The organism is Martelella sp. NC20 (assembly GCF_013459645.1).
Classification (GTDB): domain Bacteria; phylum Pseudomonadota; class Alphaproteobacteria; order Rhizobiales; family Rhizobiaceae; genus Martelella.
In genome coordinates, this window is sequence record NZ_CP054863.1 from 185,432 (window position 1) to 197,699 (window position 12,268).

The 12,268-nt window shown below is 60.8% G+C and carries 12 protein-coding genes; 4 read left to right on the plus strand and 8 right to left on the minus strand.

Translation table 11 applies throughout. The features are described 5' to 3' along the window. Positions 1-4: 4 nt before the first annotated feature. Together HQ843_RS28815 and HQ843_RS28820 are read right to left on the minus strand one after the other, a co-directional pair. Positions 5-943 (minus strand): carbohydrate ABC transporter permease, encoded by a 939-nt coding sequence (locus HQ843_RS28815; RefSeq protein WP_180902515.1) that lies wholly within the window; start codon positions 941-943, stop codon positions 5-7. A gap of 5 nt (positions 944-948) precedes the next feature. Beyond that, positions 949-1,920 (minus strand): mannonate dehydratase, encoded by a 972-nt coding sequence (locus HQ843_RS28820; protein ID WP_180902514.1) that lies wholly within the window; start codon positions 1,918-1,920, stop codon positions 949-951. A 100-nt stretch (positions 1,921-2,020) separates the two neighbouring features. Between HQ843_RS28820 and HQ843_RS28825 the strand changes: the two genes are divergently transcribed. Further along, positions 2,021-2,800 carry an IclR family transcriptional regulator gene (locus HQ843_RS28825; protein ID WP_180902513.1) on the plus strand — a complete coding sequence of 260 codons (780 nt, stop codon included), beginning with the start codon at positions 2,021-2,023 and terminating at the stop codon, positions 2,798-2,800. 33 nt (positions 2,801-2,833) lie between these two features. Here the strand turns inward: HQ843_RS28825 and HQ843_RS28830 are convergent, their stop codons facing one another. From HQ843_RS28830 to HQ843_RS28840, 3 genes are read right to left on the minus strand one after another with little or no spacing between them, the layout of a single operon-like run. Beyond that, positions 2,834-3,946 carry an ABC transporter permease gene (locus HQ843_RS28830; protein WP_180902512.1) on the minus strand — a complete coding sequence of 371 codons (1,113 nt, stop codon included), beginning with the start codon at positions 3,944-3,946 and terminating at the stop codon, positions 2,834-2,836. 3 nt (positions 3,947-3,949) lie between these two features. Continuing rightward, entirely contained in the window at positions 3,950-6,730 is a 2,781-nt protein-coding gene (rbbA, locus tag HQ843_RS28835) for a ribosome-associated ATPase/putative transporter RbbA (protein ID WP_180903572.1), read from the minus strand. Then, positions 6,727-7,812, minus strand: coding sequence for an HlyD family secretion protein (locus tag HQ843_RS28840; protein ID WP_180902511.1), 1,086 nt, complete (start codon positions 7,810-7,812; stop codon positions 6,727-6,729). Before HQ843_RS28840 ends, rbbA begins: the two co-directional genes overlap by 4 nt. Positions 7,813-8,061: 249 nt before the next feature. Here HQ843_RS28840 and HQ843_RS28845 point away from each other — a divergent pair, with 249 nt between their 5' ends. Beyond that, complete coding sequence (locus HQ843_RS28845) at positions 8,062-8,667, plus strand: TetR/AcrR family transcriptional regulator (RefSeq protein WP_180902510.1); 606 nt, start codon at positions 8,062-8,064, stop codon at positions 8,665-8,667. A gap of 26 nt (positions 8,668-8,693) precedes the next feature. Continuing rightward, positions 8,694-9,098, plus strand: coding sequence for a zinc-binding dehydrogenase (locus HQ843_RS30165; RefSeq protein WP_371824630.1), 405 nt, complete (start codon positions 8,694-8,696; stop codon positions 9,096-9,098). A gap of 287 nt (positions 9,099-9,385) precedes the next feature. On the opposite strand, the gene HQ843_RS28855 is transcribed toward HQ843_RS30165, so the two are convergent. Next, complete coding sequence (locus HQ843_RS28855) at positions 9,386-10,177, minus strand: DUF5677 domain-containing protein (protein ID WP_180902508.1); 792 nt, start codon at positions 10,175-10,177, stop codon at positions 9,386-9,388. A 366-nt stretch (positions 10,178-10,543) separates the two neighbouring features. Further along, complete coding sequence (locus HQ843_RS28860) at positions 10,544-10,693, minus strand: hypothetical protein (protein WP_180902507.1); 150 nt, start codon at positions 10,691-10,693, stop codon at positions 10,544-10,546. Between the two features lie 22 nt (positions 10,694-10,715). Between HQ843_RS28860 and HQ843_RS28865 the strand changes: the two genes are divergently transcribed. Then, a complete protein-coding gene (locus HQ843_RS28865; protein WP_180902506.1) occupies positions 10,716-11,312 on the plus strand; it encodes a hypothetical protein in 597 nt (198 codons plus the stop codon). A 2-nt stretch (positions 11,313-11,314) separates the two neighbouring features. Here HQ843_RS28865 and HQ843_RS28870 read toward each other — a convergent pair whose 3' ends face one another. Then, positions 11,315-12,184 carry a hypothetical protein gene (locus HQ843_RS28870; RefSeq protein ID WP_180903575.1) on the minus strand — a complete coding sequence of 290 codons (870 nt, stop codon included), beginning with the start codon at positions 12,182-12,184 and terminating at the stop codon, positions 11,315-11,317. Positions 12,185-12,268 lie beyond the last annotated feature (84 nt).

Genomic DNA, 12,268 nt, shown 5'->3' on the forward strand with positions numbered 1-12,268 from the left:
CTCCTCAATCGGCCTCCTTGTTCAGCATCCGCCGGGTCAGCAGGAAGATGAGAATGACGAAGACGGGAATGACCGAGACGATGACCGCCGAACCAAAGCCGAGGCGGCTCTGGGTGATCGCGTATTCATAGGCGAGCGTCGGCAGGATATGCGTCTTGTTGGCCGGCCCGCCGCCGGTCAGCACGTAGACCATCTCGAACGAGTTGAAGGTCCAGATCGTCGACAGCATCACGGTTACCGCGATGACGCCGCGCATCTGCGGCAGCGTGACCGAGAAGAAGCGCCGCACCGTGCCCGCACCGTCGATGGCCGCCGCCTCGTTAAGGTCGGCCGGAATAGAGGCCAGCGCGGCGACAAACATCATCGTGAAGAACGGCAGGCCCTGCCAGACCATCGCGGCAGCCACGGAAAACAGCGCGATCGAAGGATCGGAAAGCCAGTAGACCGGACGGTCGGACAGCCCGAATTGCAGCACCAGATATTGCAGCACGCCGCTCTGCTCGTCGAAGATCCATTTCCACGACAGGCTGGCGATCATGCCTGGCACGGCCCATGGCAGGAAGGCAAGCGCCCGGATCAGCCCGCGCGCAGGCATCTTCTGCGACAGCAGGACCGCGAAAGTCAGTCCCAAAACCAGCTTGACGGCGACGGTGCCCAGCGTCAGGCAGAGCGAGTTGAACGAAGCCCGTCCGAAGGTCGGGTCGGCAAACAACTCGACAAAGTTGGAGAACCCGATGAAATGGCCGTCCTGAGCGATCATCCGGTCGGAGAACGCGGTGGAAATTCCATCCACCAGCGGATAGGCGATAAAGGCCGCAAAGACAGCCGCGGCCGGCGCCAGAAAAACATAGGCCATCAGCCAGTCGGGCCTGTGTCGACGGCGCGGACGATGAGGCGTTGGCGGCGGCGTGAAGCCCTCGGGAAGTGGTGTCCTGCTGGTCATTTATCTCACCGCGCGCGTTCTTTGGACGCCGCTTCGATGAGACCACGCATATAGCCGACGGCGTAGATGCGTCCGAGCCCCTCATAGCCGGGATTGGCATTGGGCTCGCCATACATCACCGGCGCATGGTCGGGCCGCATCACGCCGTCAAAGCCGATGTCCATATAGGCCCTGATGGTCTCGTACATGTCGGTCCTGCCCATGCCGTGGAAGGTCTCGTGCATCTTGTAGGCATCGCCCTCGATGTCGCGGAAATGCACAAAATGGATGCGGCCGTCGCTGCCGAGCCTGCGGATGGCGGCCGGAACGTCGGCGTTCATGGCGGCGAAATTCGCCTGGCAGAAAGTGATGCCGTTGGCCGGACTGTCATTGAGCTTCAGCAACCGCTCGAAATTCTCGACGCTGTTCATGATGCGGCCGACGCCGAGCAGCGGCGACAGCGGCGGATCATCCGGATGCATGGCAAGTTTGACGCCAGCCTTCTCGGCAACCGGGATGGCGCGCTCGAGAAACTTTTCCAGAGTGCCCCAGAGAAAATCCTCCGAGATCGTCACCGGCCCCTTCTGACGCGGATCGTTCTCGATAAGGGAAAAGTCGAAGCTCGTCGTCAGCGCACCGCCGGGAAGGCGCGTTGTGTTCGAGGTGCGCATCCAGCCATTGACGGCCATCCAGCCATAGCACAGCACCTCGATGCCGAGCGCGCCCATGTTCTCGATCGTCTTGAGCACCTGCTCCATTTCCTGCTCGGCCTCGGGCAGGCCCCGCTTTATGGCGTCCATCGGCACCCAGCCTTCGAGGACCCGCAGCTTGTAGCCGAAATCCTCGTAGGACTTCTTCACGCGGGCCAGCGTCAGATAGTCCCAGATCGGCACTTCGGGCGTGGCGTCGCGCATACCGACGGCCTCGTCGACGCACATCTCACGCCCGTAATGCCATTTGGGACTCATGACGGGTTCAAGACACATGGCAATTTTCATTTTTTCCTCCCGCAGCCCATGGACACGGCCAAAAAGTTCATATATGAACCTTATAAGTTCTATTTTGAATATAATTACGCTGATTGGGGGATAGCGTCAAGTGAACGATGACACCAAGCCGAACAGCAACGCCGGAATCGAGCGGATGATGGAGATTCTGTCCGCGCTCGAGCAGGCTCCTCACGGCCTCAGCCAGGCGCAGATCGTGGGGCAGACGGGCCTCGCCCGCTCGACGGCCTATCGCATTCTCAATTCGCTGGACCGGCACGGGATATTGCGTGAGTCATCGCCAGGCACTTACGTGTTCGGCAGCCGCCTGCTGCAGCTTGCGGAGAAAGTGACGCCGTCGACCGGCTACTACGCAATGAGCCGGCTGCTTCAGCCGACGCTGGAACAGCTTGCCCACCATATCGGCCAGACCTGCAAGGTTTCCGTGGTCGAGTCCGGCGCGATCATGCTCATCGCCGGCGCAAGTCCAAAGCTGGCGCATGCGCTCAGCTATACGATCGGCGAGATTCTGCCCGCACATGCCGGCGCGTCGAGCAAAGTGCTGATGGCACATCTGCCCCAGGAGGAACGCAAGCGGCTCCTGAACAAACACTCCGCCCCCCTCACCGAGCGTACGATCGTCGACCGCCGCGAGTTCGAGGCAGAGTTGGAACAGGCGCGCATCCAGGGCTGGGCGGAAGATCGCGGCGAGTACAGCCTCAACGTCAGCGCCTTTGCTGCCCCCATCCGCAATCCGGCCGGTACTGTGATCGCGGCGCTGTCGGTGCCCTTCCTCACGACCGACGACGAGACATTGCGGCTCCGTCTGCGAAAAGCGACAATAGAAGGCGCCGACGAACTCAAGAGCACCATCGAAAAACTAACCTTCTGAGGGACAAAACCGCTCCTGCGCCGGCCGCAATGACTAGCGCAGCGACCGCCGGAACCTCCAGAGCGAGAACGTAAAGAAGACGAGGCCGATGCCGACCAGGCTGAGAAGCTGCGGCCAGATGACCGCAAGTCCCGCGCCCCGGAACATGATCGATTGCGCCAGCGAAACGAAATGCGTGTCCGGCGCAAGCGACAAAAGAATGCGTAAGCCTGCGGGCATGTTCTCGACCGGCGTCAGGCCGCCCGCGAGGATCTGCAGCGGAAACAGCACCAGCATCAGCAGCAGCCCGAACTGCGGCATGGAACCAGCGATGGTGGCAAGGAAGATGCCGAGCGAGGTCGTCGCAAACAGCTGGAGCGCCATGCCGAGCATCAAGAGCCACAGCGAGCCCGCCACGGGAATGGCCAGCCACGTCTGCACCACGACGGTGATGGAGAAGAACGCCGCGCCCATCACCACTGCCGCCATCGGCCAGATCTTGCCGAGCATGATTTCCGCAGGCGTCACTGGCATGACGAGAAGATGCTCGATCGTACCGCGCTCGCGCTCACGGATGAGCGCCGCGCCGGTCAGGATGACGGAGAGCAGCGCAACATTGTTGACAACCTCCATCATGGCGCTGAACCAGTTAGGATTGAGCTCTGGGTTGAAACGTGCACGCAGAACCAGACCGACAGAAGCGGGTTCGCTGATGCGGTAACGCTGGAGGAACTCTGAAATCTCGCCCGATACGATCGCCTGCACGTAACCGGCGCCGGTGAAGGCCTGCGTCATCCGCGTGGCGTCGACATTGAGCTGCAGGGCCGGTTCGCTCCCGGCCAGAAGTTCGCGCTGGAAGTGCGGCGGTATGACGAGCGCGAAGGTATCGGTGCCCTCATCCATGCGCTGGTTCATCTGTGACAGGGTGATCGCTTGCGGGGGCAGGAAATAGGGTGGGTAGAAAGCAGAAGCGATGCGTGTCGACAGCGGGGAGGCATCCTCGTCGACAATGGAGATCGGCGCCTTGTTCAGCGTGAACGGCACCGCCACCGCCGCCGCATAGACCTGGAGTGTGAATACGGCGACGATCAGCACCAGGAGAGCAGGCGTGCGCAGCAAGCTCCACAACTCCTTTATTCCCAGGCGCCAGATCGTCGATATCCGCATGGCTCAGCGCGCCTGCTTGCGGAGGAACAACACGCTGAGCGCAAGCAGCGCGACGCTGGCCGCGATCAATGACAGGAGCGAGGCGGTGAGATCACCGAAGCCCAGCGCCTTGGAAAAGGCACCGCGTGAGATGGTGACGAAATGGCTCGCCGGGTTGACGGCTCCGATCAGCGCGGCCTCGCCCTCCATGGAGCTTATCGGATCGATCATACCGGAATACTGGACGGCCAGCATCATGGTCACGACCGTGGTCAGGAAGATCGCGGCGATCTGGCTGTTCATGAAGCTGGAGATCAGCAGCCCGAGCCCCGTCGCCGCGATGACGTAAAGCAGGCCACCGAGCGCATAGGCCAGGACGCTGCCGGTGAACGGGACGCGCTGCACGAGAATGGCGAAGGCGGTCATCATCGCGAGATTGATCATGGCCAGGCCGACATAGGGTATCTGCTTTCCGAGGAGGAATTCCAGTCGGGTGACGGGCGTGACATAGAGATTGACGATGGAGCCGAGGTCCTTCTCCCGCACGATCGAGAGCGTGGCCAGCATGGTGGGAATGAACAGGAGCACCAGGGCGATGACGGCCGGCACCATGGCGATCACGCTTTCCACGTTGGGATTGTAGCGGAACCGCGTCTCAAGGCGGAAATCCTGAGCCAGCGCCTGATCTCCAAGGGTCGTTCTGGCCTGCCGCATCAGCCAATGCGCGTGCAGTCCGTCCACATAGCCCTTGGCAGTCTCCGCGCGCGAAGGCATGGAGCCGTCGAGCCAGCCGCCGATGTCCACGTCGCGGCCAGCAGCCACCTCGCGCGCGAAGCCGGGCGGTATCTCGAGGGCGAGGCTGAGCTCACCGCTGCGCATGCGCCGGTCCATATCGGCATGATCGACGATGGGAGGACGTTCGGTGAAATAGCGCGAGCCCGCAATGTCGAGCGTATAGTCGCGGCTGAGCGTCGTCTGATCGTGGTCGAGCACCGCGAAAGGCAGATCCTCGACATCCATACTGATCCCGTAGCCGAGGACGAACAGAAGCACCAGACTACCGATGAAGGCGAAGGAGGCGCGGATCGGGTCGCGGCGCAGTTCCAACGTCTCGCGCCGGGCATAGCTCATGATGCGCCGTGGATCGAGCCGGCGCCTGCGCGCGGGCTGATGCCCGGGCCCGATCGCATGGACGATATCCGCACGGGCGGGGTCCGTTCTCGGCCCGCCGCCCTCGTCGTCTCCCTCCCCGATCGCCTCCTCAAGATAGGAAACAAAGGCTTCCTCAAGATTCGCGCTGCCGCGCGTCTCGACGATCGCGGCCGGCGTGTCTGACACCAGCACCTTGCCGGCATGCATCAGCGAGATGCGATCGCAGCGCTCCGCCTCGTTCATGAAGTGGGTGGAGATGAAGATGGTCACACCGTCATGGCGCGAAAGATCAGCGAAGCTTTGCCACAGCGCATCGCGCGCAATGGGATCAACCCCGGAGGTCGGCTCGTCGAGGATCAGTATCTCGGGAGCGTGGATCATGGCGACGGCGAGCGACAGCCGCTGGGTAACGCCGAGCGGCAGGGCGTCCGGCAGCGATTCCAGCACCCCGGTCAGATCGAAGCGCTTCGCCATTTCCGTAATGCGGCCCGGTATATCCGCAGCCGGCAACTGGAAGAGGCGGGCGTGGAGGTCCAGGTTCTGACGAACCGTCAGTTCGGAATAGAGCGAAAAGGACTGCGACATGTAGCCTACGCGCCGGCGCGTATCGAGATCGCGGGGATCGACCTCGCGTCCGAACAGCCGCGCGGACCCTTCGCTGGCCGGCAGCAGACCGGTCAGCATCTTCATCGTCGTCGTCTTGCCGCAGCCGTTCGAGCCGAGGAAGCCGAAGATCTCGCCCTTTGGAATACGGAAGCTGACATTGTCCACGGCCGTGAAATCGCCAAAGCGCATCGTCAGCCCATCCGCCTCGATCGCCGGCGTCCCGTCGCCGTGCTCGGGCCTGGGCGGAATATCCACCTTCCAGTGGTGGCTGCGCTTTTGCTGAGGCAGGAGGGCGATAAAAGCCTCATCGAGCGAGGACGTTCCAGTCTCTGCCTGAAGCTCGGCCGGTGTCCCCGTCGCGAGCACGCGACCGCCGTCCATGGCGATGAGCCAGTCGAACCCGGCCGCCTCTTCCATATAGGCCGTGGCGACAATCACCCCCATGTTCGGCCTGTTAGCCCTTATGTCGTTGATCAGTTCCCAGAACTGCCGCCGGGAAAGCGGATCGACGCCCGTTGTCGGCTCGTCGAGGATCAGAAGATCGGGATCGTGGATCAGCGCGCAGCACAGGCCGAGCTTCTGCTTCATGCCGCCGGAAAGCTTGCCTGCCGGGCGATCGGGAAAGGGATCAAGACCGGTGGCGGCCAGAAGCTCGTGAATACGGCGTTCGCGCTCCTTGCGGGCATGGCCGAAGAGACCGCCGAAGAAATCCACATTCTCGAACACGGAAAGCGTCGGATAGAGATTCTTCCCGAGCCCCTGGGGCATGTAGGCGATGCGGGGGCCGATCGCGCTGCGATCGCGCGCGTTTCGCATGTCAGCGCGCAGCGCCTCGACTGCGCCGGCCTGGACCTTGCGCGCCCCGGCGATCAGCGAGAGCAATGTCGATTTCCCGACGCCATCAGGACCGATCAGGCCGAGCATCCTGCCCGCCGGAAAATCGATCGATACATCGTCGAGCGCGAGGGTCTTCTTGAAGGAATGGCTGACATTGCGCACGCGCGCCGCAAGCGCCGGAGCGTCGTTTGTCTGCTCCGGCCCGCTCATTCCAGCAACCCGGTGCGCAGGCGTTCAGGCCATTGTGCCGAGGGGTCGGTCTTCACATAGGCCACGCCGGGCAGGCCCGGTTTGACGTAATCGGCGTGCCTTTCAAGCAGCTCCGGCGCAACCCGCACCCGCACACGGAACATCATACCCTGGCGCTCCTCGGCTGTCTCGACGGTACGCGGCGTGAACTGCGCGACATCGGAGAGGAACGACACCCTGGCCGGGATCACAACGCCCGGCGCGGTGTCGAGCACAATGCGCGCTTCCGAACCGATGGCGAGACGTCCGGCCTCCAGCGTGGACAGAAAAACGGTCATGTAGACATCGCTGAGATCGATGAGGTTGAGAACCCGGCCGCCGCCGGCGACAACCTCGCCCGGCTGGGCGACGAGATACTGCACCCGGCCGTCCCGCGGCGAGCGCAATGTGCTGTCATCGATCTCGGTCTGAATGCGCTCTATGGCCGCCTCGGCCGCCTCGATACTCGCCTCCGCATCCACGATCCGCGCCCGCGCCGTGGCAATGCCCGCCTCGGCAACGGCGACCTGCGCGCGAGCGGCGTCGAGCGCCGCGCGGGCGCCCTCGAAACGGGCGCGATCATCTTCCACCGTCTGCTGGGCAACGGTGTTGCGTTCGACGAGTTGCTGCGACCGATTGAAGCGGCTTTCGGCAGAGCCAAGCTCGGCTTCGCGCTGGGCGACGATCGCCAGCGCAGCAGAGCGCTCGGCTTCAGCCTGATTGACGCCGCTCTCCGCCACGGCGCGGCCGATCCGTCCGCGCTGCAACTGCGCACGCGCTTCCCGCAACATCGCATCGAGCTGCTGGGTATCCATCCGGGCCATAACCTGGCCAGCCGACACCGTCTCGCCCTCTTGCACGAGAATATCGCTGATCCGGCCGGCGGAACGGGCGGATATGTCGATGGCGACAGCCTCGACGCGGCCATTGCCCGAGGCAATGCCGGCCGGCAATTCCGCCTCAGCCAGGCGCTCGGTCAGATACCATCCGGCGGCCACGGCAACCGCCAAGAGCGCCGGCCAGAGCCATGGGTTCCCGAAGAGTCGTTTCAGCCGCTCAAACATATGCTTCGTTCTCGGTGGGCTGGCAGTCGACCCGATATGGGCGAGCTTTTCACTGGCCGGCTTCCCACTCAAACTGGTGGCTATTCACGGTGGACATTCGGAAGCCGACTTGCTTATCGTTGACATTGAATCGATACGATACTGTATCATATCGAAAGATGAGGCGGCAAGATATAGTGGCGCGAATGGAACCCATTCCTTCGATCTGGATTGCTCCATTGCGGCCAGCAATGATTGAGGAGAACAGCCGTGCTGAACGAAAATGTGAACAGACCCGTCGGCAGGCCCAGGGACCAACGCACCGACGAAGCAGTTCTGGAGGCCGCCCTGGAGCTGTTGATCGACTTCGGAGTAGAGGCGACGAGCATCGAGAAGATTGCACAGCGAGCGGGCACGACGCGTGCGGCCATCTATCGTCGCTACAAAAACAAAGAGGATCTGCTAGTCCACGCGGTGATACACGTGCGCCAGCGTAACGAAGCCGCGCTTGGTCCATGGGAGACGATGTCGTTACGCGAAATAGCGCAGTTGTACCGCAAAACGGAGACGATAGAGACCCTCTTCCGCTACACGCGCCTGCTTGCGCGGCTGATTGGTTCGGTCGGCGATCATCCCGAGATCATGGCCGCTTACAATGCGAGCGATCTCGAGCCGCGACGCGTCCTGTTCGGCAAAATTCTCGAACGCGCGAAAGCAGACGGCACGCTGCGGTCGGACGCAGATATAGAGATCATCACTGATATGTTCGTAGGCGCTATTGTTGCGCGTCTTCTCCTGCGCGACCGCCCTGCGGACATCGAACAGATGCGCGACTATATCGATCGGCTTTTCACTCAGATCTTCCCTGAGCTGTGACGAAAGGCAACAGCTGTTCAGGCACCGTGGGGCACCCTGGCTACGGCGTTACCAGCAAACCCGGCTTGCGCCCTTCCTGTTCCCAATGGAATATCCGACACACTGGCCGCTGTTTTGGGCTTCAACCTGACGAGCGCGTTCTGATCCTCGGCGCGACCAGCACATCCCGTCGCATCACGGTTGCCGCAGCAAAGGCCTTGGGAGCCTCGGAAATCGTGGCCACAGCACGGAACCGCCAGGTGCTGGAAGAACCAAGGCATTCGGGAACGACGGTTGTGGTCAATCCGGACTCGGATGATCTGGTTGCCACGTTTAGAAAGCCCGGCGCCATAGGCTTCGACATCGTGATCGATTTTCTCGACGGTGCGCTGCAGAAGCGTCACGGCAGGCGATTGCGCAGATCTGTGGCCGAGATGACAGGCTGTCGGTAGAGCAAGTCCGCGCCATTCGGGAACTAGCAAGAACCTACTCAGCCGAAGCTATTGCCGCGCGTATCGGCGCTCGAAATAAGGGCCAGGTTCTACGCGTCATAGAAGGAGACACTTATAGCCGCATAATCTGATCGAGGTTGGGGTCTCTTAAAGACTTCGCGTCCTAGTTATCCGATCCGTTCGGCTTATCGAACGCGCCCTGCGTTCACGCCGAAAGAGGTTGTCGGCGTATGTGAGCGAGGCATCGAGACTGACGCGAATTAATGCTTAAGGGGAACGGCGCTGTCTTAGGGCTGCACCTCTCCTTCCGCCGGCTGCTCACCGAACTCTGCGACCCCTTCGCGATACAGCTCCATATAGCGGCGGCCGAGGGCCGAGAACTCTTCTTCATTCTGCGTGATCCCAAGCGAATGACGCAGATGCAGCACGACCGTCATAGCAGCGAGCGCGATGAGGCTGATTGTCTCGAACATCTCTTCATCCTCGAGCTGGGGATCAAGCTCGAGGCGTATCCGATCGAATGTTTCCTGCGGATGCCGGCACAGCGAGGTCCATGTCACATGCTCCGCATCGGCGGAAATCTGCCGATAGAACAGTTGGAAACGTGGGAAATTGCTCCCTTTGCTCAGCTCTCCAATGTTCAGGCTCTTGGGTTTGGGCTTGCCATCGCCCATCACGTATTTCTGCAGCTCGCTATTGGCTTCTTCAGAGAGTTCCGTGGTCTTCTGAAGGAGCTTACCACGCGAGATCCGGCTTGCTTTGTCGTCATCATAAAGGAGCGGCAAATATTCGTCCGTAGTGCACGCTGACTCCATATGCATCGCACATTCGATGATGCCACGTGCCATGATGCGAAAGGCAATTTGTTCTTCGTTCTGCAGCAGCACCAATGCCGAGCGGATCAGTGTCAAGGCTCGCGCCGCGATCGCAAACCTCGCGGACAGGCCTCTTGGATCGTCGCTGCCGGCTGTTTCCTGAGCAAATTCGCCAATAAAGTCGCGTGCTCGATCATTAAAAATAATAAGCCAGTCGACCCAAGCGGCCTCCTCGATCGCGGGAGGGGTGTAGGTTTCACTCATAGCGGCATCCCGGTGGCGTTGCCGCCCGTGTGGTCATCGAAGCGTCTAGCCTAACAGGGTAATCCCTGACGCGGCGCCCGTGCCGAAGGCCACGGTTGTGTGCAATGTTGCGTTCCAAAGGTGTTAGTTCCGGTCGTCAGCGTTGTCGTCTCTGTGGTCATAAGCGTACCCTTTCTCTCTAGGTTCTTGAACAGGAAGAATTGCACCCCGATGAGGGGCAGAAGAAGGAAGAGGCCAACGGCACAGAGCGCCGCTGCGGGAACTGCCCCCGCACCTGTTAAGCCTGTTAGGCTAAACGCTCCTTTGATTTATATAGGAATACGCTACGCTCGGTTCAATAAAACCGGTTCGATGAGGCGCTTTATGTTATTCAAACCCGAGCAGGGATTTCGCGATTACATCGAGATCGGGCAGGCCAACCTGGCCGCCATGATGTCCGAACCGTGCCCACTCCTCTCCGGCGTCGAGCGCTATTGTGCGTTCCTTCAGAAGGATCTGTTGACGGGCGAACAGCAAGTCACGCCCACCGCCGCATTCCATGAACAGCTACATGCTTTACCAGAGCAGTGTCGCGACGGCTTTGACCGGCCACGCCGCAGCGATCTACCCGCTGCTGCGCACCGCGTTGGAATCGGCATGCTATGGTTACGTCATGCGAACCGATACAGCCATCGAATGCCTGTGGCTGAACCGGCACGACAGTGAGACGGCGACGAAAGCGGCACGCAAGGCCTTCACCTCGGCCGTGAATGATGCGGCAGATGCGATAGGGGCAGCAAAGTCGCACCCCGGGACAGCCGCGATCATCAAACAGGCCTACCAACAGGCGATCGATTGGGGTGCGCATCCGAACCCGCGATCAATCCTGAAAAATATGCAGGATCCACAAGATATCGGCACCCATATCCAAGTCGATCTGACGGGCCTGCATAATGTCGGTTCGCTCGAATACGAGCGATCACTGCTTGCATGCCTCGATTTTGGCATGCTGCTGGGCATCGTCATCATCCATAGTCTGACCCATGTCAGCCCCGAGACCGTCCAGAAACTGCGGGACCTCAACGATATTAAGGAGGCACTTCTGGAAAGCGAGTTTCCCGAGACATACGCGGCGATGGGACCGCTGGCCCACTAACTCTAATATTCGTTGGCGACACCCATCTCCGCCCAGAGCATGCGTTCCTGCTCGGCTTCCAGTGCCGAGCGTTCCACCGCCTTGGCCTTCATGTCCAACGCGTAAAGCGGCATCTGCCAGCGGCCGTATAGATGACCCACATGGTCATCGCTCGCAGCGTCGGTGACGAGCTGATCTTCGATCAGCCGCTCAAGCATGGCCTGAATGAGCCTATCGCTTTCATGGCAGCTGGTGTCATCTTGAAAATCTACCTCGTCCCATACCGCCGAAACGGCGTTGATCCCCTTGATGCTGAACGCACCGATGGCGGACAGTGCCTCAGCGACGACCAGCGCATTCGGCACTGAATCGAACAGGCGAATAGACCCATTGGGGGCGACCCATTGAAGGGTGCCGTCATCGAGGCCTTCAATATCGGCGTAGAGTCGGGTTTCACGTTGATAGATGAGATCGTTGGGCACGATGTACTCACCCATGCCACCGTCGAGATAATGGGTAACACGACGGTGATCGATAATCTTCCGCAACTCTTTCAGATCGACCGGTCGCCATTGGCAGGCTTCCGCATAGAGAAGCCGCGAGAGATGGTCGTAGTACCAGCCCATCAACGTACCAATTCTGCTGGCGATGAGTTTCCTCGGGCAGCGCACGATATCCATCAGGATAAGGATCTTGGCCGCTTCCTCTTCCGCATGGCCCTTCAGCACGCTGGATTCACGCGGCATGTCTGAAATCACCTGTGAAGCGGCATAGAGGCCGCGTGCACTTTCCAGTAAAATGGGGAGGCCTTTGGAAATGAAGGCCGTGCGCTTGTCAGGCGGCAGATTCGCGAGTTTGTGTGCCTGTCGTAGGCCAACATCGATCTTCGCCATGCGCTTCCCTTTCGTCCCATAATCTACAGCTGCTCCCGCTGCTTTGAACACAAGTACTATACTTGCTTTTGAAGCCGCTGCTCT

Bases quoted from the DNA above. Each gene is read 5' to 3' on its own strand.
- HQ843_RS28865 (WP_180902506.1), top strand. From the start codon at position 10,716: ATGAACAGCTACATGCTTTACCAGAGCAGTGTCGCGACGGCTTTGACC.
- HQ843_RS28820 (WP_180902514.1), bottom strand. From the start codon at position 1,920: ATGAAAATTGCCATGTGTCTTGAACCCGTCATGAGTCCCAAATGGCAT.
- rbbA (WP_180903572.1), bottom strand. From the start codon at position 6,730: ATGAGCGGGCCGGAGCAGACAAACGACGCTCCGGCGCTTGCGGCGCGC.
- HQ843_RS28840 (WP_180902511.1), bottom strand. From the start codon at position 7,812: ATGTTTGAGCGGCTGAAACGACTCTTCGGGAACCCATGGCTCTGGCCG.
- HQ843_RS28870 (WP_180903575.1), bottom strand. From the start codon at position 12,184: ATGGCGAAGATCGATGTTGGCCTACGACAGGCACACAAACTCGCGAAT.
- HQ843_RS28815 (WP_180902515.1), bottom strand. From the start codon at position 943: ATGACCAGCAGGACACCACTTCCCGAGGGCTTCACGCCGCCGCCAACG.
- HQ843_RS28855 (WP_180902508.1), bottom strand. From the start codon at position 10,177: ATGAGTGAAACCTACACCCCTCCCGCGATCGAGGAGGCCGCTTGGGTC.
- HQ843_RS28830 (WP_180902512.1), bottom strand. From the start codon at position 3,946: ATGCGGATATCGACGATCTGGCGCCTGGGAATAAAGGAGTTGTGGAGC.